18 protein-coding genes and 1 CRISPR repeat array are annotated in these 20,210 nt (G+C 59.9%); of the genes, 10 read left to right on the top strand and 8 right to left on the bottom strand.

Annotation, left to right across the window (positions count from 1 at the left end):
- Positions 1-50 precede the first annotated feature (50 nt).
- The 7 genes from bamA (at position 51) to CRI93_RS08760 (ending at position 6,625) form a co-directional block, all read left to right on the top strand.
- Entirely contained in the window at positions 51-2,579 is a 2,529-nt protein-coding gene (bamA, locus tag CRI93_RS08790; RefSeq protein WP_245850425.1) for an outer membrane protein assembly factor BamA, read from the top strand.
- Positions 2,580-2,761: 182 nt separating this feature from the next.
- The gene (locus CRI93_RS08785) at positions 2,762-3,268 is read left to right on the top strand and encodes an OmpH/Skp family outer membrane protein (protein ID WP_176521799.1); all 507 of its coding nucleotides are present in this window, start codon (positions 2,762-2,764) and stop codon (positions 3,266-3,268) included.
- Positions 3,269-3,372: 104 nt separating this feature from the next.
- Positions 3,373-3,969: an OmpH/Skp family outer membrane protein gene (locus CRI93_RS08780; RefSeq protein ID WP_176521798.1), complete on the top strand. Its 597-nt coding sequence runs from the start codon at positions 3,373-3,375 to the stop codon at positions 3,967-3,969.
- 177 nt (positions 3,970-4,146) lie between these two features.
- Positions 4,147-4,983 carry a 3-methyl-2-oxobutanoate hydroxymethyltransferase gene (panB, locus tag CRI93_RS08775; protein ID WP_098062249.1) on the top strand — a complete coding sequence of 279 codons (837 nt, stop codon included), beginning with the start codon at positions 4,147-4,149 and terminating at the stop codon, positions 4,981-4,983.
- Between the two features lie 45 nt (positions 4,984-5,028).
- The gene (gene surE / locus CRI93_RS08770; protein WP_098062248.1) at positions 5,029-5,895 is read left to right on the top strand and encodes a 5'/3'-nucleotidase SurE; all 867 of its coding nucleotides are present in this window, start codon (positions 5,029-5,031) and stop codon (positions 5,893-5,895) included.
- A 69-nt stretch (positions 5,896-5,964) separates the two neighbouring features.
- Positions 5,965-6,291 (top strand): nucleotidyltransferase family protein, encoded by a 327-nt coding sequence (locus CRI93_RS08765; protein ID WP_098062247.1) that lies wholly within the window; start codon positions 5,965-5,967, stop codon positions 6,289-6,291.
- Positions 6,260-6,625 (top strand): HepT-like ribonuclease domain-containing protein, encoded by a 366-nt coding sequence (locus CRI93_RS08760; RefSeq protein WP_098062246.1) that lies wholly within the window; start codon positions 6,260-6,262, stop codon positions 6,623-6,625. Before CRI93_RS08765 ends, CRI93_RS08760 begins: the two co-directional genes overlap by 32 nt.
- 64 nt (positions 6,626-6,689) lie before the next feature.
- Here the strand turns inward: CRI93_RS08760 and carB are convergent, their stop codons facing one another.
- The gene (gene carB, locus CRI93_RS08755; RefSeq protein ID WP_098062245.1) at positions 6,690-9,515 is read right to left on the bottom strand and encodes a carbamoyl-phosphate synthase large subunit; all 2,826 of its coding nucleotides are present in this window, start codon (positions 9,513-9,515) and stop codon (positions 6,690-6,692) included.
- A gap of 71 nt (positions 9,516-9,586) precedes the next feature.
- The gene (gene carA / locus CRI93_RS08750; RefSeq protein ID WP_098062244.1) at positions 9,587-10,723 is read right to left on the bottom strand and encodes a glutamine-hydrolyzing carbamoyl-phosphate synthase small subunit; all 1,137 of its coding nucleotides are present in this window, start codon (positions 10,721-10,723) and stop codon (positions 9,587-9,589) included.
- An 818-nt stretch (positions 10,724-11,541) separates the two neighbouring features.
- On the opposite strand from carA, the gene CRI93_RS08745 reads away from it, so the two are divergent.
- A complete protein-coding gene (locus tag CRI93_RS08745) occupies positions 11,542-12,222 on the top strand; it encodes an energy transducer TonB (protein WP_098062243.1) in 681 nt (226 codons plus the stop codon).
- 26 nt (positions 12,223-12,248) lie between these two features.
- Here the strand turns inward: CRI93_RS08745 and CRI93_RS08740 are convergent, their stop codons facing one another.
- The 5 genes from CRI93_RS08740 to rpoN form a co-directional block, all read right to left on the bottom strand.
- A complete protein-coding gene (locus tag CRI93_RS08740) occupies positions 12,249-12,518 on the bottom strand; it encodes a hypothetical protein (RefSeq protein ID WP_098062242.1) in 270 nt (89 codons plus the stop codon).
- A 43-nt stretch (positions 12,519-12,561) separates the two neighbouring features.
- Positions 12,562-13,215, bottom strand: coding sequence for a deoxynucleoside kinase (locus tag CRI93_RS08735; protein ID WP_245850423.1), 654 nt, complete (start codon positions 13,213-13,215; stop codon positions 12,562-12,564).
- A 16-nt stretch (positions 13,216-13,231) separates the two neighbouring features.
- Complete coding sequence (gene folK / locus CRI93_RS08730; protein ID WP_098062240.1) at positions 13,232-13,780, bottom strand: 2-amino-4-hydroxy-6-hydroxymethyldihydropteridine diphosphokinase; 549 nt, start codon at positions 13,778-13,780, stop codon at positions 13,232-13,234.
- 390 nt (positions 13,781-14,170) lie between these two features.
- Positions 14,171-14,665: direct repeats of the CRISPR family, unit length 30 nt; unit sequence CCTTTAATCGCACCTTTGAGGCATTGAAAT.
- A gap of 1,094 nt (positions 14,666-15,759) precedes the next feature.
- A complete protein-coding gene (locus CRI93_RS08725; protein WP_098062239.1) occupies positions 15,760-16,359 on the bottom strand; it encodes a DJ-1/PfpI family protein in 600 nt (199 codons plus the stop codon).
- Positions 16,360-16,446: 87 nt separating this feature from the next.
- Positions 16,447-17,943: an RNA polymerase factor sigma-54 gene (gene rpoN / locus CRI93_RS08720; RefSeq protein ID WP_098062238.1), complete on the bottom strand. Its 1,497-nt coding sequence runs from the start codon at positions 17,941-17,943 to the stop codon at positions 16,447-16,449.
- A 474-nt stretch (positions 17,944-18,417) separates the two neighbouring features.
- Between rpoN and CRI93_RS08715 the strand changes: the two genes are divergently transcribed.
- Entirely contained in the window at positions 18,418-18,783 is a 366-nt protein-coding gene (locus tag CRI93_RS08715; protein ID WP_098062237.1) for a hypothetical protein, read from the top strand.
- A gap of 46 nt (positions 18,784-18,829) precedes the next feature.
- Positions 18,830-19,360, top strand: coding sequence for a class IV adenylate cyclase (locus tag CRI93_RS08710; RefSeq protein ID WP_098062236.1), 531 nt, complete (start codon positions 18,830-18,832; stop codon positions 19,358-19,360).
- Between the two features lie 47 nt (positions 19,361-19,407).
- Here the strand turns inward: CRI93_RS08710 and CRI93_RS08705 are convergent, their stop codons facing one another.
- Positions 19,408-20,196: an enoyl-CoA hydratase/isomerase family protein gene (locus CRI93_RS08705; RefSeq protein WP_098062235.1), complete on the bottom strand. Its 789-nt coding sequence runs from the start codon at positions 20,194-20,196 to the stop codon at positions 19,408-19,410.
- Positions 20,197-20,210: the final 14 nt, after the last annotated feature.

Genomic DNA, 20,210 nt, shown 5'->3' with positions numbered 1-20,210 from the left:
GCTGTTTTCCTCCACCACAGCCCTTTGTTGTGACCGCGACTTCAACTTGCATGATGACCCGCGTTCGATGGGCCGCGTCTGTTGCGCTGCTCGTGCTATTGGCCGGCCAGGCCGGGCCCGCCCATGCACAGGTCGAGCCCGAACCGCCGTCTCCTGTTCCGCAGGGCGGACCGCCTGAAACCGCCGAACCTGCGATGCAGGAGCAGACAAGCCTTACTGTAGCTTCGCTGCGCGTGCTGGGGGCCGAAGCCCGAACCCGCGACCTGGTGGCGCAGACCAGCGGACTCAGCGAAGGGCAGTCCATCCAACTGCCGCGTAGCGAGGCCATTGCTGAGGCTATCCGTGCGATCTATGAGTTGCGCTTGTTCTCAGACGTGCGCATCTATCAAGAGAATCGTACGGAAGACAGTGTGGGACTGGTCATCGAGGTGTTTCCGGAGCCGCGTCTTGGCGAGCTCCGTCTGCAAGGCATGGATCGCAGCGACCGAAGCGATGTCGAAAACCGCCTTCCGCTGCTGCTCGGACGCCCCGTGCGGCCGGGCGATATCGAGCGCTCCGTCCAGATCATCAAGGACCACTATGCAGAAGACGGCTACCTCAACGCGGACGTGAATATCGTCCGCAATACATTGCCCAGCGGGCAGATGCGCGTGGTGATGCAGGTTGACCGAGGCGACAAAGTCAAGATTGACGAGATCGAGTTTGAGGGCAATGAGGCCTTCTCGGACCGCAACCTGCGCAAGCAGTTTGAAGAGAACAAGCCGCGTAGCTGGTGGCGCTTCTGGCGCAACGCGACGTTTGATCCTGATGCGCTGGCCGACGACCTGGATATGGTCACCGACTATTATGGCGAAAATGGATACTACGACGCGCGCATCACCGGATATGAGACGCGTGAAACGGACGACGGCGATGTTGTGCTGGAGGTTTCGGTTACAGAAGGCACACAGTACTACGTGCGCGACATTGAGTGGGCCGGTAATACCATCTATCCCGATGAAGTGCTAAGCCAACGTCTTGGCTTTGAAGAGGGCGATGTGTTCAATACGCGCCGTCTCGAAGAAAATCTGCAGGGCAATCGCGAGGGGTCCGATGTTGCGGGCCTCTACATGGACCGTGGCTACCTGCAGTTCAATGCGCAGCCGTCCATTCGGGTGGTGGGCGAAGACTCGCTCGATATTGACATCGACATTCGAGAAGGCGATACGTACGACTTTGGCAATATCACGATTGCAGGCAACACCAAGACGAAAGACCATGTGGTGCGCCGCGAACTGTACACGGTGCCGGGCCAGACCTTTAGCCGAAGCGCAATCCAGGAGTCTATTCGCCGCCTGATGCAGCTGAACTACTTCAGCCAAGAGTCGCTCGGCGCTGGTCCTTCCCTTGATGTGGACGACAGCGAGCGCCGCGTCAACCTGACGTACAACCTCGAAGAAGTCGGTAGCGACCAGCTGGAACTCTCGGGCACATGGGGACGCTTCGGGCTGGTTCTGCAACTCGGCTTCCAGTTCAATAATTTCTCGACCCAGAGCATGTTTGATGGCAGTGCGTGGCGTCCGCTCCCTTCGGGCGACGGACAGCGTCTGGGCATCAACATTCGCACAAACGGCACCTTCTTCCAGAGCTATTCGCTCTCCTTCACAGAGCCGTGGTTCCGCGGACGCCCGAACCCGGTGGGCGGATCGGTGTCGTTCACGCAGTTCTCGCGTGAACCAGTATCTATCGGGCCGACCCGCTCGCGTGACGGCACCTTCACGCAGATCAGCTCGAACCTGTTCTTTGAGCGCCGCCTTACGTGGCCCGACGACAACTTCAACCTATCGTTTGGGGTGGGGTACCAGTACTGGCGTAACGACCGCGGGCTGCTTTCGAGTCTGCCCGAGGGCGTGAACCAGACCGTGACCTACAGCCAAGCGCTTACGCGCAATTCGCTGGATAACCCCATGTTTCCGCGTCAGGGCTCTCGCATCCGCCTGTCCGCCGAGATCGCTCCGCCTATTGGCGACCTGGTGCAGTACCACAAGTGGCGATTTAACACCAACTGGAATATTCCTGTTGGCGAGCGCTTCTCGTTTGGGTTCGGGACCAACTTTGGCTACATCGGCTCGATTACCGGCGAGAATGTCTCCTTTGAGCGGTTCGAAGTAGGGGGCACACTCTTCGACTTTAGCGGCTATCAGTTTGGGACCGAGCCCGTAACGATGCGTGGCTACCCAGCCCGCGTGATCGGACCTCGCGAAACGCTTCGGGGGCAGGTGACCCCGGTTGGAGGACGCATTCTGAACAAGTACACGTCCGAGTTTCGGGTAAAGGCCGTCGAGTCGCAACAGCTACAAGCGGCGCCCTACCTCTACCTCGATGCGGCCAACACGTGGGATGGTTTTAACACCTACAACCCCTCTGAGCTGTACCGCTCGGCAGGCGTTGGTGTTAAGCTGTTCCTTCCCATCGTAGGCATGATCGAGTTTAACTACGGCTATAACTTCGACACCTTTGTGCCCTTCCAGAGCGGTGAATCTGGCGTGCCGGGATGGCGCTTCCAGTTCTCGCTCGGACAGGGACAACAGCGGCAGTAGCCGAACAGCAATAGTCACCTATGGCTGCTCTTGGAATAGGACCTTGAACACCCGGCCGCACTCAATTCCGCCTGCCGATCATGAATTTGCAATCTGCAGCTATGAGCAGACAATACCGGACGGAGGGCTGCGTTTATACATCACTACTTGTTCTTTGCATATGGGGATGTGCCGCATTCGCGTTGGCTCGGCCTGCTGCCGCACAGCAAGAAATCGCCTACGTTAACTCCGACGAGGTGCTACAGCAGATGCCGGAGTACACATCGGTACAGCAAGAGCTGGAGCAGCTTGAAGAGGAGTGGCGCAGCGAGATTCAGTCGCAAGAAGAGGAGGTGCAGCGCCTGGTGGAAGAATTTCAGGCACGTGAGCTTCTCTACACGCCCGACGAGCGCGAGCGCCAGCAAGAACGTATCCGCGAGGCCCGCCGCGAGGTGGAACGCCTGCGTAGCGACTACTTTGGCCCTGAGGGCCAGCTTTTTCAGCGTCAGCAAGAGCTGATGCGTCCGTTGCAGGAGCGCGTGCTCGAAGTTGTGGAAGGCATTGCCGAGGCTGCCGGGTACGATTACGTGTTCGACACCGCCGGTGAATACCTATTCATGTATGCGCGTCCTCAACATAACTTGACCGAAGATGTCATCCTTGAACTTGGCATTGATAACCCCAACACCCCTTCGGATTCGAACAACTGATGCCGCAACCCGAGCTGCCCTGCGCTGTGCGCAGGAGCTTGGTGCGCACTGGCAGGTGCACAGAGCGCCTGCGCTCGATACTTTGCGAACTCAACCGATCCACTATGTCTAACCGATATTTCGTTCCCGCTCTTGTGCTTCTGCTGCTAACCGCCTGGGGCACGGCCGACGTGCAGGCACAGCAGCGTATCGGCTTCACCAACCAAGAAGCCGTACTCGCCAATATGCCAGGCATCCAAGACGTGCAAGAACAGTTGCAGCAAGAAACGGTGCGCCTGCAAGGCGATCTGCAAGAGCAGCAGCAATCATTTCAAGAGCAAGTGCAGCGCTATGAGCAACAGCAGAGCCTGCTCTCGGATGAGCGTCTGCAAGAACGGGAAACTGAACTCCGTGAGATGCAAGCCGAACTGCAGCGCTCGCAGCAAGAGGCCGAGCAAGAGCTGGCCCAGCGCGAAATGGAGTTGATGCAGCCGCTGCTTGAAGAGCTACAAACGGCCATTAACGAAGTAGCGTCTGAGCAAAACCTTGATCTGGTCTTGCGTGAACAGGCGCTTCTCTATGTAAATGGATCTACCAGCGATGTGGTCAACATCACGCGCGACGTGGCCAGCCGCCTGGGCATCGAAATTGACGAAACCGAAGCCGATCCCGGACCGTCGCTCGACACCGAAAACCCAATGGGTGGTGGCGGAACCAACTAAGCGCTGCTCATCGTTGAGCATATATGTACTGCCCCTCAGCCGGGTCTCCTTCTGGAGGTCCGGCTGTTTGCGTATGGGGCCACGGTGTCTCCGTACACTGCGTGCTCCATCTGCACGTTGCGCCCTCCTGATGCTGCGCCCTCATGTTCGTACCGTTTCTCTGTAGCCCTGCCGCCCATGAGCACCGAAACCATCCGCCCCGACCCGGCTGACGTGCCGCGCGTGACCACGCAAACCCTCCAAAATATGAAGGCCGAAGGGGTGCCTATCGCCATGCTGACGGCGTACGACTACACGTCGGCGCGTCTCCTTGACCAGGCCGGCACCGATGTGCTCTTGGTCGGCGACTCGGCCTCGAATGTGATGGCTGGTCACGAGACCACGCTGCCCATCACGCTCGACCAGATGATCTACCACGCGCAGTGCGTCATCCGCGCCATCCAGCGGGCGCTCGTCGTGGTCGATCTGCCGTTTGGATCCTATCAGGGGAACTCCAAGGAAGCGCTGGCCTCCGCCATCCGCGTTATGAAAGAGGCCGAGGCCCATGCGGTCAAGCTGGAGGGCGGGCACGACGTGCTCCCCACCGTAAATCGCATCATCTCCGCAGGCATTCCGGTGATGGGTCACCTGGGCCTCCTGCCGCAGAGCATCCACAATTACGGCACGTACAAGGTCCGCGCCCGGGCCGAAGAAGAAGCCGAGCGCCTCATTGACGATGCTCAAGCCCTGGAAGAAGCGGGCTGCTTTGCCCTCGTGCTCGAAAAGATACCGGCCTCGCTGGCCGAGAAGGTCACCGAAACGCTGGATATTCCTACCATTGGTATTGGGGCCGGGGCCGACTGCGACGGCCAGGTGCTCGTATCGCACGATGCGCTGGGCCTTACAACCGACTTCCACCCACGCTTTGTGCGACGCTTTGCCCGCCTCGACGAAACCATCACCGAGGCGGTGCAAACTTATGTGAACAGTGTGCGCACCCGCTCTTTCCCCAATGACGACGAAAGCTACGAGTAGCCGCGTCGCATTCCTTGTGTCCTCTGCCCCAACCGACCGACTGGCATGTCTGCCTCCAACAACACGCGCCGCCCGCGCATCCTCATCTGCAACGACGACGGCATTGACGCACCCGGCATTCAAGCGCTGGCCTCGGCGCTCGACGGGCTGGGCGATCTTATCATTGCAGCGCCCGAGAGCGAGCAGAGCGCAGTCGGCCATGCCATCACCGTGCGGGACCCGGTGCGTGCGCAGTCGTACGGGTTCGAGGTGCCCTCCGGCCCCACCAAGGCGTGGTCCATTGCCGGAACGCCTGCCGACTGCGTGAAGCTGGCGGGGCAAGAACTACTGGATACGCCGCCTGACCTCGTGGTGAGCGGTATCAACCATGGCCCGAACACGGCGGTTAACGTACTCTACTCGGGCACGGTAAGCGCAGCTACGGAGGCGGCCATTATGGGCTACCCGGCGATTGCATTTTCGCTCTGCTCGTGGTCGTCGAACGAGTTTGAGGCGGCGGGCTACTACGCGCGGATGCTGAGTCAGCATGTGCTCAACGAGGGCCTGCCGGCTGGATCCCTTTTGAACGTGAATATTCCGGCACTGCCCTTCGAGGAGATTGAGGGCGTGCGTATCACCCGGCAGGCCAAGGCGCGGTGGGAAGAGAGCTTCGTGGCCCGCACCGACCCGCTCGACCGTCCGTACTACTGGCTTTCGGGTACGTTTGTGAACCTGGACGAGGGCTCCGAGAACGATCTGGCTGCCATCGATGACAACTATGTGGCCGTAACGCCGATGCAGCTCGATCTAACGGCCTACGACCAGCTCGACACCCTGCGTAATGTAGACTGGGACACCAAGCTGGATGCCGAGGCCCGCCCCGACGCCCGCGCCCGCCGGGCTGCACGTCGAGCCGATGGGGAGGAAACGTGATGCCACGGGACGCGTCTTGTAGCGGCCATAGCACTGCGTGGACTGCACTCATCTATTCAATGGAAAGGGATGCCTGGACCGATCCAACAGCACAAATCGGAGCTTCGTGATCTCTGCCGTACGCATGGTGTGGAGCGGCTGGAGGTGTTCGGGTCGGCCATGTCCGATGCCTTTGATCGTGGATCGAGCGATCTTGACTTCATCGTACGCTTCGCCGACACATCACCGGGATACGCGGACCGGTACATGGATTTTGCCGAAGCGCTTGAGGACCTGTTCAAACGCCCTGTAGACTTGATTACAGAACGTTCTATTTCCAACCCGTACTTTCGAACGTCCGTTGATGCGACCCGCCAAGTGATCTATGACCAACGCCGTGAAGAAACGGCTGCTTGACGCCAAAAATGCTTGTCAGGCGATCTTAAACTTTACTTCCAATACTGACTTTGCAGCATACGAGAGCAATCTCATGCTGCGTTCAGCCGTGGAGCGCCAACTCGAAATTATTGGGGAAGCCCTTGGTAAAGCGGACGAACTGAAAGAAGGACTCAAATCCGATATTCCAGCTTTACCTCGAATAGTGGCACTTCGTAACCGAGTAATCCATGGATATGATAGTGTGGATCACCAAATTGTATGGGATATTGTCCAAACAAAAGTTCCAGTGCTGCATCAGCAATTAGAGACACTCCTTTCAGGGGGTGACCTTGATAAGAAATGCGATTTTTAGGACGAACGGTGCCGCTGAAAGCGTTCGGGATAAGTTCCTCTGCTGCCCCGACGTAGCGACTGACCTACCCCGCCACCGTCATCGCCCGCATCGGGTAGGGCTGGGCGAGGTGCTCCTCTGTCATCTCGTTGGTGAAGACGATGGCCTCGCCGGTGGAGCGCATTTCGGGACCGACTTCTTGCTTCACATCCGGGAATTTGTCCCACGAGAAGACGGGGCGCTTCAGCGCGTAGCCGGTGAGGTGCGAATCGAGCAGCCCTTCGTTGCGCAGATTTGCCAGCGTATCCCCCAGCATGACCCGCGTGGCAATGGCCGCGACGGGCGCGCCGGTGGCTTTTGCCACAAATGGCACGGTGCGCGAGGCACGCGGATTGGCTTCGATCACGTACACAGTATCGGTGTGCACCACGAGCTGTACGTTTAATAGACCGCGCACATTGAGCGCGCGGGCCAACTGCTCTACGTAATCGCGAATGGTGTCCTGCACATTGGCGGGGAGACTGTGCGGGGGCAGCACCGCCGTCGAATCGCCCGAATGCACCCCCGCCGGCTCCACATGCTCCAGGATGCCGCTGATCCACACGTCGGTGCCGTCGCAAATCGCGTCGACATCGACCTCAATGCCGCCTTCCAGGAAGCGGTCGAGCAAGATCGCGTTGTCGGGCGTGCGCTGCAAGATGGAGGCGACATGGCGCTTCACTTCGGCGGGCGTATGGGCAATGCGCATGCCCTCGCCGCCCAGCACGTAGCTCGGACGAATCAGCACCGGGTAGCCGATGTCGGATGCGCGCTGCACGGCTTCGTTGATGCTGTGCGCCATGCCGTACGGCGGCGAGGGGATGTTGAGCTCCTCCAAGAGCGCAGAGAAGTGTCCCCGATCCTCGGCGCGGTCCATGTCGACGGGATCGGTGCCCAGCACGCGGATGCCGTGCTCCTTGAAACGCCTGGCGTACTTCAGTGCGGTCTGCCCGCCCAGTTGCACGATGACGCCCTCGGGCTGCTCGTGGTCGATCACGTTCATGATGTGCTCCCAGTAGACCGGCTCCACAAAGAGGCCGTCGGCCACGTTGAAGTCGGTCGAGACCGTTTCGGGGTTGCAGTTGAGCATGAGCGCCTCGTAGCCCATCTGTTGCGCCGCGCGTACGCCATGCACGCAGGCGTAGTCGAACTCGATGCCCTGCCCGATGCGGTTGGGGCCGCTGCCCAGAATAAGCACCTTGTCGCGGTCGGAGGACGGGCGCTCGTTGCCGGCATCGTAGCTGGAGTAGTAGTACGGCGTGTCGGCAGGAAACTCGCCAGCGCAGGTGTCCACTACCAGAAACGACGGCGTGATATCGGCTTTTTTGCGATGCGCACGGACGGTGTCGTCGTCGAGGTCACCGGCAAGCAAGAAGGCCAGCTGTGCATCCGAAAACCCGTAGCGCTTGGCCTCGCGCAGCAGGTCGTTCGGGAGTGTATCGAGCGTATGTGTGGCGATCTGCCGCTCCATCTCGACGATCGACTCAATGCCGCGCAGAAACCACCGGTCGATCTTGGTCACGTCGTGGATTTCTTCGACCGAGGCGTCGTGGTAGAGCGCATGGCGCACGTGCAGGAGTTGATCCCAGTACGGCTGTTCCAGCCGTTCGCGCACCGTGTCGCGGTCGGGCACAGGACGGTCGGCGCCGAGGCCATGATAGCCAATCTCCAGGCTCTGCCACGCTTTTTGCAGGCTTTCGGGGAAGGTGCGGCCGAGCGCAAGCACCTCGCCCACGGCCTTCATCTGCGTGGTGAGCGCTTCGTCGACGCCCTCGAATTTGTCGAAGTTAAAGCGCGGAATCTTCGTGACCACGTAGTCGATCGACGGCTCGAAGCAGGCGCTGGTGCCGGTGATCTCGTTCGGGAGCTCGTCGAGCGTATAGCCCACGGCCAGCCGCGTCGCGACCTTGGCGATGGGATAGCCCGTTGCCTTGGAGGCCAGCGCCGAGGAGCGCGACACGCGGGGGTTGATCTCGATCACGATCATGCGCCCGGTCTCTGGATCCACCGCAAACTGGATGTTGCACCCGCCCGCAAACGTGCCGATGGAGCGCATCGCCTTGATGGCGGCGTCGCGCATGGCCTGGTACTGGCGGTCGGTGAGGGTCTGCTGCGGAGCCACCGTCACCGAATCGCCCGTGTGCACGCCCATCGGGTTCACGTTCTCGATGGAGCAGATGATGACGACATTTTCGTTGGCGTCGCGGAGCAGCTCTAACTCGTACTCCTTCCATCCGAACAGGCACTCCTCAATGAGCACCTGGTGCACCGGACTCATCTCCAGTCCGCGCGACACCATGCGCTCGAACTCGTCTTCGGTGCGTACAATACCGCCGCCCGAGCCGCCCAGCGTGTACGACGGACGAATGACGACGGGCAGGCCGCCCAAATCACGGGTCACAGCAGCAGCTTCGTCTACGGTTTTCGCCGTCTGACTACGCCCCTGGTCCAGGCCCACTTCTTCCATGAGGTCGCGGAAGCGCTGGCGGTCCTCGGTGCGCTGCACGGCGTCCAGGTCCACGCCAATCAGCTCCACGCCATGCTCGGCCCACACGCCGGCCTTCTGCACATCTTCGGTCAGGTTCAGTGCGGTCTGGCCGCCCATGGTGGGCAGCACCGCATCCGGCTGTTCCTTTTCGACGATCCGCGTAATGGATTCGACGGTGAGCGGCTGCAGGTAGACCTCGTCGGCCATCATGGGATCGGTCATGATGGTGGCGGGGTTTGAGTTCACCAGCACCACGCGGTAGCCCTCGTCCATGAGCGCTTGCGCAGCCTGACTACCCGAGTAGTCGAACTCGCACGCCTGACCAATGACGATGGGGCCGGAGCCGATGAGCAGGATCGTGTCAATGTCGGTACGTTTGGGCATTGGGGGATTCGGAGGCGGTAGTCAGAGAATCAGAGTTCGGTCGCAGGGAAAACGCAGGTGCATCCCAAAAATTAACCCGCAACGGCGAGACCGTGGCGGGCAGTGCGAAGAGCGGGAGCGCGATTGGGAACCATCTCCAGGAACGCATCGAAGAGATAATCGCTGTCGTGCGGCCCAGGCGACGCCTCGGGATGGTATTGCAGCGAGAACGCCTTATGTTGGGGATACCGCAAGCCCTCGATCGTGTCGTCGTTCAGGTTGCGATGCGTAACGACCGCGCCCTGATCGGGGAGCGAACCGGCATCCACAGCGAATCCATGGTTTTGCGTGGTAATCTCGACGCGCCCGCTCATCAGATTCTTGACCGGCTGATTGGCTCCGCGATGGCCCACGCGCATCTTGTAGACGTCCATGCCCTGCGCCAGCGCCATGAGCTGATGTCCCAGGCAGATGCCGAGCACCGGGAGGTTGGATTCGAGAGCGGAGCGAGCGTGAGCAATGGCCTCGGGCATGGCACGCGGATCGCCGGGCCCGTTCGACAGAAAGAGCGCGTCGGGCGCATACGAGCGCAGCTTGTCGAGCGGCGTAGCGGCGGGTACCACATGCACCGTGCAGCCGCGCTGGGCAAAGGCGTCGAGCAGACTGCGTTTGGCGCCGTAATCGACCACCACAACGGTGGGGCCGTTGTCGCGGTTGTAGGTGTAGGCATACTGTGTGGTGACCTTGGACGCATAGGCACGCCCGGCCATGTCGGGGCAGTTGCGGGCCCGGGCTACGAGCGTGTCGGCGTCGAGACCGGTGCTGTCGATGACCGCATTCAGCACGCCATCGGTGCGAATCTGGCGAACGAGCGCCCGCGTGTCGACATCAGTAATGCCGACCACGCCATGCTGCGCCAGATACGCATCCAGCGCCGAACGTCCTTTTGGTCCGCTCGGGGTGTTGGTGCACGAGCGCACGATGAGCCCCGACGCCTTGGGCGCGTGCGACTCGTTTTCGGCGGGCGTGGTGCCGTAGTTGCCGATGTGCGGGTAGGTCATCATCACGAGCTGGCCGTAGTAGGAGGGATCCGTGAGGATCTCCTGGTAGCCGGTCATGCTGGTGTTAAAGCACAGCTCGCCGCGCGTGGTACCGCACTGGCCGATCGCACAGCCGGTCACAACCGTTCCGTCGGAGAGAGCAAGCGTGGCAGGGGATTCGGAGGGCATAGCCAGGGAGGGATTGCTGGAAGCAACAAGAAACGAAGAGAAATCGAGCGACTTCCGTAGCCTGAGCGCATAAAAAAACCTTTCCGCCAATGACGGAAAGGTAAACAAAACGGGGAGGGCGGCAGCCCTGTCGGGTCGACAGCGCATGCCACAGCAACAAGAGCAGGTCAGGGGGCGCAGATGCAGGCATAAGGGGAGTCATCAATAATTTCCATCGACAAACGTAGCAGGTAGGCCGACGTTCCGCAAGCCGCACAGGTAGATTTGCAGGATGTTCATCGATTCGGGAACTGCATGTCTTGCTTTGTGCCGTAATGCACACGGGGAATAACTCACCACATGGGCCCGTAAAGAGAAATACTGCTTATGGCACGTGCCCTCAAAGAACGGCTGGAAGCCGTGCCGCTGTTGTAGGTTGTGAGATAAGCCGCCGTATGCTGTGCCGCTCGCCCACAGAGATTTCCCACAGCCGGGGACCGCTTGCGTCCACGGCGAAGGTATAATTAACGCAGTGTGCGGGTTTTTCGATGGTCCTTCCCGGTTGGGCATCCCCCTTTGTCGCTGCGCGACATTTCCCCCTTCGCGAAGGGGGAAACGCCCGAACAGCGTGAGGGAATGGGGGATGTCAGGACCGTGCACTCTGCCACAAGGCGGCGATCAACAAAGGAGGAAGGAAACCTGCACCGAACGCTATCGGCACCGTCGGTGCCAGATCCTGTGTTTCACCTCACAGTACCACATAAACGGCGAGCCAGGATCCATACGTACAGCAGTGAACTACGCACAGCAGCAATAATTGCACACAAGCAAGGCAGCACATGAGTCAACGAGACACATCGTGGCGGGCATCGAGCACGTACCGGCTGCGTGTGCTCGGCGGCGGCATGGCGGCGTTGCTGCTTTGTGTGGGATTGGTGCGGTGGTGGCCGGTGCCGCAGGCGACTCCGAACGCCCTGTATAGCGACAGTGCGACTGATCGCATCCAGCTCGAAGAGATTCAGCCAACCGACCACGACGTACGCCGCCAGCCGCCGCCACCGGCTCCACTGCCGCCGGTGGTAGTCCCCAACGATGTCGTCGTAAACGAGGAGATCGACTGGAGCGACACCTCACTCGACATCGTGGAGCCGGGCGACGATGCCGAGCGCCGCGACGGGCAGGCCGAAGAGGCCGTTGCGCGGGCCCAGCCCGCCACCACAGCGCGGCTGCTGCGCGTGCCGCAGCCCACTTATACCGAGGCCGCCCGCCGCAATGACGTACGGGCGCGTATCGCGGTGCAGGTGCAGGTGGATGCCCGGGGCGTCGTGCAAGACGCGACAATCCGTGCGCGGTGGCAGGTCGATGCCAATGGCAACGAACAGCCCACACCCACGCTCGGCTACGGGTTGGACGAAGCCGCTCTGAACGCCGCACGGCGGGCTCGCTTCCGTCCGGCGCGCGACGCCGGGCAGCCCGTGGCTACCGAAACGGTCATCACCTTTCGCTTTGGCCCGCGCTAAGCAGAAAAACCAGGAGGCTACGTGAGCTACGACACCGGCGTTTGCTCTTCGCTGTCTACAGGCTCGTCATCCACCGACACGTCGGTCCACGACACGTCCTCAACGTCGCGCCCCCAGAACCGGGGCGACTCGCGATCTTTGCGCGCAAGCCGATCTTCGGGCTCGCGGTCGTTGCGCGGCATCCCAAAGAAATCGTTCGAGGGGTGTTGCCCGTTGTATCCACGCCAGATGCGCACCAGGTTGGCCACAACCTGCAAGACAAAGTAGACAATAAGGGCCGTGATAATATACTCCATTCGGGGACGCCACTTCGCATCGTAGACGGCAGGTACACGTGTGCTACGGATGACGGACGTACGTTGTCCCTTGTGCGTCGACGGTCGTAATATGGCCCAGCAGGGCATCCAGGTCGTCCTGGTGCTCCACGAAGTCAAGTTCAGCAGCGTTTACGATGAGCAGCGGGCTCTTGGTGTAGTGGAAAAAGTAGTGGTTATACGCCTCGTGCAGCGATGCAATGTAGTCAGGGTCCATGTCTTCCTCGTACGGACGCCCGCGCTTGGCAATGTTCTGCATGAGGCGTTCGGTGGACGACTGCAGGTACACAATCAGGTCGGGCGTGGGCGTAGCAGGCTCCATGTGCTCGTAGAGCGTCTCATAGAGCTGCAGCTCATCGCCCGAGAGGTTCTGGTGCGCAAAGATGCGGTCCTTATCAAACGCGTAGTCGCTGATGGTGAGGTGGTGAAACAGGTCGCGCATCCCCAGCTCCTTCTGCTGGCGAAAACGGCTCGCCAGAAACGCGAGTTGCGTCTGAAAGGCCCAGCGTGCACGGTCGTCGTAGAAGCGCTCCAAGAACGGATTGTCGTCAAACTGCTCCAGCACCAGGCGCCCATCAAACCGATTGGCCATAAGCTTCGCTAAGGTCGTCTTTCCTGCTCCGATGACGCCTTCAATGACAATGTAGTTGAGGTCGGAGGGCAGGTCAGATACAGACACGAGCGAGACGGAGCGTTTACGTGGGGAATAGGGAGCGGGCCAGAGGCCCCGACCGCCGGTGTAAGGCGTGGGTATCGGAGCAGGTCTGAAGCAAGTTTTGAACGGTAGCATCGAACGGGTCGGGCACCCACAAGTTCGGGGCCAGCTCGGCCCAGGGCATCAGCACAAACCGCCGCTCGTGTACGCGGGGATGCGGAAGCGTGAGGCGCTCGGTGCGGGCCGTTTCTGTGCCCACCATGAGCAGGTCAATGTCCAGTGGACGCGGGGCCCACCGTGGGGCCGATGCCGAGCGCCCGGCCTGCTCTTCCAGCGCCTGAGTCGCGCGCAGCAGCGCATGGGCCGACAGCGCGGTACGGATGTGAACCACGCCGTTAATGAACGCAGGCACCGCCTCTTGACCGGCACGCCGATGGGCCTCACTCTCGTAGGCCGACGACACCCGCTCGACGGATACCCCGGCCTGCGCATCCAACTGAACCAACGCCTGGTCGATTTGAGCACGGCGGTCGCCCAGGTTGGCTCCTACGCCAAGGTAGGCATCGGTCCAGGCAGCAGGGGGAGGCATGAAAACTTGAGCGTATCTAAAAAGTAGGTCTATGGCGTGTACAAACTATTCTGCAGAGGGTTGGGGAGGCACTGTTTAAAAACGATCCACGGACCGCCTACAGGTCCTAAAACCGCAGTGGAACACCCCAAACAAGGACCCCGCCCACAGCGCCGCTGAGGGCCGATGTGTCGTCGGCCTACGTCCATTTTCGGGAAAACGCTCTCCACAACCACCGTGCCACATCCTAATTTTTATGGATATGCAGCGTAGGATCAAAGAGTTAGCGGATGTCGTCGGCCCCCCTGGGGGTTGCACACTACCGGAGGGTGACGACATCGGGCGCGCCCAATCATCGCCGAATCGCGGCTTATTTGCATCTAAGCGGGCTAAACTGCATATTCCAGCAGGCCTTTAATCGCACCTTTGAGGCATTGAAATGTGCGGCTGGGTGCTATATGCGACCACGACACCCGTCCTTTAATCGCACCTTTGAGGCATTGAAATAGCTTACGAAGGTGGTGGTCGGCGTCGACCCAGCCACCTTTAATCGCACCTTTGAGGCATTGAAATCCGCGTGGTGACAGCTGCGGTGGTGTACGACGGATGCCTTTAATCGCACCTTTGAGGCATTGAAATAAAAATGACTACGATCACTTCCAGGTGGAGGACGTGACCTTTAATCGCACCTTTGAGGCATTGAAATAAGCCTTCGTAGAGGGCGGGCGCACGTGGGTCACGACCCTTTAATCGCACCTTTGAGGCATTGAAATCCCTCGAAGTCGAGCTATCCGAGCAGCAATTCTACGCCTTTAATCGCACCTTTGAGGCATTGAAATGCGAAGCTGCGTTCGTTTTGCGCAATACTTTTGTCGGCCTTTAATCGCACCTTTGAGGTATACGTAACGTCCCAGGGCACTGGGACGCTGTTAGAGAGCCGCCCTCGCATGCGGACGGGGCACATGAGGTTGAGATCGCGCTGCTTTGCATGGGCAGATGCCGCTCCGCATGGCACCGCATCGCTCCCGGCGACGCAGTGCCCTGCGTCGTTACGGTCGGTTGGAGGGCGCTTCTGGGGCGTCCGTGGCTTCGCTCGGGACAGGCGCACCTTTGAGGCATAGTAACGTCCCAGGGCACTGGGACGCCGTTGTAGAGCCGCCTCTCATCCTGAGTGAGGCGCAGCCGAATCGAAGGATCGCACTGGGACGCCGTCGTAGAGCCTCCTCCGCATGCAGACGGGGGGCATGAGGTTGAGATCGCGCTACTTTGCATGGCAGATGCCGGACCGTATGGTAACGGATTGCTCCGGGCGACGCAGGCCCTGCGTCGTTACGGTCGGTTGGAGGAGCGCTTCTGGGTCGTCCGCGGCTTCGCTTGGGACAGATACACCGTGCAGGCATCCGGGACGTCCCAGCGCCTCGTATCCTAATCAGGGGTGGTCGGGGCAGAGGGGCCCGCAGGGTCATGCCTGTTGTGCCCCTAACCGGCTTGCGTCGCACGGCGGAGGGGCCGAAGGTCATGCTTTTTGTGCCATGCGACGAGGAAGGGCAGGAGTCGGATTGGGGGGCAGGAGCGGTCTCCGCATTGCGTCTTTCCTTAGCCCGGGATCAGAAGCGAAGCGCTGGGAACGCAGTGACCGAGTGCTCTTGGGGTGCGGATATCCCAGGCGATCATTGAAGCCTGCTAAACAGATACGTGCTGGGACGCCGTCGTAGAGCCCTCTTCGCATGCAGACGGGGGGCATGAGGTTGAGATCACGCTACTTTGCATGGCAGATGCCGCTCCGCATGACGACGCATTGCTCCCGACAACGCAGGGCCCTGCGTCGTTACGGTAGGTTGGGGGGCGCATCTGAATTGCCCTCAACCTCGCTTGGCATAGGGGCACCGTGGAGGCATACGTGAGACGAGCACCTTGCTCAAAACAGAGACGCATCGACTCCGACACAAGCCGGAATCGATGCGCAGCGGAGTGAAGCGCGGTACGTCAACCCGGTGTGGCTATGCTGCTACCGGAGTGCGGTGTTCGATCTGTGTGCCGAGCACCTCCAGAAACGCCGCCAGCCACTTCGGATGGGCAGGCCACGCCGGAGCCGTCACGAGCTGGCCGTCAACCGTCACTTCGTCGGCAGCGATGTCGGTGTACATGCCGCCCGCGCGTTCGACCTCGGGCTGACAGGCCGGGTAGGCCGCGCACTGCTTGCCATTAATCACACCCGCAGCGGCCAGCACCTGTGCGCCATGGCAGACTGCTGCAATGGGCTTGTCAGCCTCGTCGAAGTGGCGCACCATCGCAAGCACGTCCTCGTTCAGACGGATATACTCCGGCGCGCGTCCGCCCGGAATCACCAGCGCGTCGTAGTCGGCCGGGTCGACCTCGTCGAAGGTCGCGTTCAGCACGAAGTTGTGGCCGGGCTTCTCCGTGTACGTCTGGTCGCCCTCAAAGTCGTGGATAGCCGTTTTCACCGCGTCGCCCTCAGATTTGTCGGGACACACTGCATGCACCGTGTGGCCCACCATTTGCAGCGCTTGAAACGGGACCATCATCTCGTAGTCCTCTACGAAATCGCCCGCGAGCATGAGGATCTTGGCACCTTTCATAAGCATCACCTTTTTGTTAAGGAAAAGAGAATCGGTATGGGGAGTGCATGACGAAGTACCCGGGGGCAAAGATCCGTGCGCAGTGCACTACGCCTCCTCATCCTCCAGCACGATCTCCTTGCGCAGGCGGGCCACCGGAATCCCCAACTGCTTGCGATACTTGGATACGGTGCGCCGGGCGATCTTGAAACCGCGTTCCTCCAGCGTATCGGCCAGCGCCTGGTCCGACATCGGGTCGGTCTTGTCCTCGTCGTCTACAATCTGCTGCAAGATGGCCTTCACCTCCTTGTTCGAGACCTCTTCGCCGTCGACCGTCTCCAAGCCCTCAGAAAAGAAGTACTTGAGTTCATAGACGCCGAACTCCGTCTGCACGTACTTGCCATTCACCACGCGGCTCACCGTCGAAATATCCATGTCGATGATGTCCGCCACATCCTGCAGAATCATGGGCTTAAGATGCCCTTCGCCGTAGCGAAAGAAGTCCTCCTGTAGCTGCACAATGGCATCCATCACGAGCGTCATGGTATGCCGCCGCTGGTTGATAGAGTTGATAAACCAACGTGCGGACTCAAACTTGTTTTTGAGAAACGACTTCGTCTCCTTGTCGACCGATGAGGTTTCCTCCTCCTTCTTCTGCTCGGCCCGCATCTTTTCGAGCATGCGACGATAGTGGCGCGAGATGCGCAGGTCGGGGGCATTCTGGCCGTTTAGGGTGATAACAAAATCTTCGTCGACGTACCGGACGGTAAAGTCGGGCGTGATGTAGTTGGTCTCTTCGGAGAAGGTCCCCTCGCCAGGTTTGGGGTCAAGGCGCTGCTGAATAAGGTCGAACGCCGTCTTGAGGGCGCGATCGTCGATGTCCAGTCGCTTTTTGAGTTTGCCGAAGTGCTTCATCGTGAAGGCCTTGTAGTGGTCCTCCAGCATTGCAACAGCAATGTCGCGCCCCTCAATGTCGTCGGGCATGCGGCGCAGCTGGATGAGCAGGCACTCCTGCAGATCGCGCGCAGCGATGCCTGCCGGGTCGAGCGACTGCACCTGCTTGAGCACCGCCTCGACGTCGTCTTCGGTGACCTCCACGTTCTGGTTGAACAGAATATCATCGATGATCGACTCTACCTCGCGGCGCAGATAGCCATCCTCATCGATCGAGCCCACGATCTGATCGGCAATGAGCTGTTCGGTCTCGTCGAGATTCAGCAGGCTGAGTTGCTCGTTCAGGTCCTCGGCGAGCGAGGTCGAGGCGCGCATCTGGCGGCGGTACTCGTCGTCTTCGTCGCCGCGATTGGGGTTGGCCTTGTAGCCGTAGAGGTCGTCGGGATTGTTGAGCAGCTCGTCGAGATCGAACTCCTCCTCGTCGGGATCGTCGGTTTCCAGTTCGTTTTCCATCTCCTGCTCGGTCTCCGCTTCTTCGCGGCTTTCGAGCTCGGCATCCTCGACGCCTTCTTCAAGCAGCGGGTTCTCTGCCATCTCGTCTTTGATGCGCTGCTCCAGGTCGAGCGTATTCAGTTGCAGCAGCTTGATGTACTGAATCTGTTGTGGCGATAGCTTCTGCTGAAGCTCTTGTTTCTGATGAAGTTCAAGCATATCAAGGCAGCGGCTAACCAACGGAGGTGCGCCGCGTAGGGGCTCTGCGACACACGCAAGAATCATTCCTTTGAGTGTGTAAAAAGCATACGGAATGCAGCGGCCAACGTCAATCGAGGAGAGCGGGCCGGGGCGGCTTTTTCAGTTCTCTTACAGATAGGTTATCCAAAAGCGACAGTGCACTGCAGGGTAGTGGTGCACTGGGCAAGTGATAAGGAGTCGATAAGCCGAGTGGGAAAGATACACCGGGCAGATGCGCTAATAACGGTATCATACACAACGAGACGAAAGCGCAGGGTATCCACGAAACAGGCCCTGTATTTTCAAGGCGTCTTGGACCCACCATGCAACATGCCACGAGATGCATCGTGTACCAAGCGTGCTTTCATGGAAGCAGGGCGTAGATCGTTTTTAACGCCGCTTCCGATCTGCACACCTACACTTTTTTAACGAACAACTGAAAATACTGGTCTTATGGCAAACATTCGCGAGTCGCTCTCCTCCATTATGGACATCGATGGCGCTAAAGGTGCTGCACTGGTTGACTACCAGTCGGGCATGACACTGGGCACTGCTGGTGGGCGTGACGTTGATATGGAACTGGCGGGTGCCGCCAACACCGAAATCGTTCGCACGAAGAAGTCGGTGCTCGACAAGCTCGGGCTGGACGATCAAATCGAAGAGATTTTGGTGTCTCTGGAAGGCGAGTACCACCTGATCCGCATCTTTCACGAAAATGAGAATGTGTTTACGTACGTAATGCTCGATCGAAACAAGGTAAACCTTGCGCTGGCCCGCATGCAGCTTCAGGAGATTGACGAAGAGCTGGTGCTTGAGTAACGCTCCCTGTATCCTGCTGTACTTGCTATGACTGGAGGCTGCTACGATGCGCCATCTTAACGTTGAAATTAAGGTTCGCGTGGATGATCTTGAGCCGTTTCGAAAGCGGCTGGAGGCCATGGAGGCAGCTTACACGGGCACCGATACGCAGCGCGATACCTACTTTGTGGTGCCCGAGGGGCGCCTCAAAGTGCGCGAAGGGACCATAGAGCAGGGAATTATCTTCTATAATCGCCCTGATCAAGCCGGTCCCAAGCCGTCTCAAATTGAGCGAACCGATCCGGGCAAGGCGCTTGCTGCCGTACACGCGGTACTGCAAGCCGCCTTGCCCGTTGATGTTGTGGTTGAGAAAACGCGCTCCATCTACTGGGTCGATCAGGTGAAGGTGCACTTGGATGAGCTGCCCGGGCTCGGGTCGTTTGTGGAGCTGGAAGCGGTAGATACCGAGGGCACGGCCTCTGAATCCGACCTGCACGCTATGTGCACGGAGCTCATGGAGGACCTCCACATCCCGACCGATGCCCTGGTCGATCGCTCGTACTCAGATCTTGTTCGTGAGCACAACAACGAAGCATAACGGGTGGCAATGCTCGGCGGGCTGTGCCGATCAGATCCTCAACCCGATCACATCCCTGAAAACGACGCATCGCGCTTCTCGACAAAGGCCTGTACGCCTTCGGCATGGTCGTCTGTTTGCACAGCGAGACTCTGGTAGAGCGCTTCGTGCTCAATGGTGCGATCGAGCGAGTGCGTTTGCGCGTGCCGAAGACAAGTTTTCGTCCACCCCAGTGCTTTGGTAGGACGAGCAGCCAGGCGGTGAGCCAGCGACTGGGCCGTGGTATGTAGCTCATCAGCTTCCACCACGCGGTTTACGAGTCCCCACGTGGCACATTGCGTAGCCGGAACGGGTTCTGAGAGCGCAAGCATTTCAAACGCGCGCGCATAGCCCAGGTGGCGCACCAAAAAGTAGGCGACCCCCGAATCGGGCACAAAACCAATCGAGCTAAACCCGGCAACCAGGACGCCATCGTCGGCCATGAGGCGGAGATCGCATGCAAGCGCGAGGGCGAGTCCGGCCCCGGCGGTGGAGCCGTTCAGGGCGGCAACGACAGGCAGCGGGGCCTCTATGATCTGGCGTACCAGCGGCGCATAGCGGTCGAGCACGTGGCGCTGGATTTCTTCAGGATCGGGTGTGGGGCGCAGGAACTGGAGATCGGCTCCGGCACAGAACGTAGAGCCCGCCGCCTTCAGCAGCACCGCACGTACATCGTCGCGGGCGGTCACATCAGCAAAAGCATTGCGCAGTGCCGCATCCATTTCGGGGCTGAGGGCATTGCGCCGGTCGGGGCGGTTCATTTCGAGCGTAGCCACGTGCGCATCGACCGATACGTTGACAATGGGGGGCGTAGACATAGGCGGTGCGTTTG

The organism is Longimonas halophila (assembly GCF_002554705.1).
GTDB classification, from domain to species: Bacteria; Bacteroidota; Rhodothermia; order Rhodothermales; family Salinibacteraceae; genus Longimonas; species Longimonas halophila.
The sequence above is the reverse complement of the archived record's forward strand: the minus strand, read 5'-3'. Positions and strand labels throughout refer to the sequence as shown.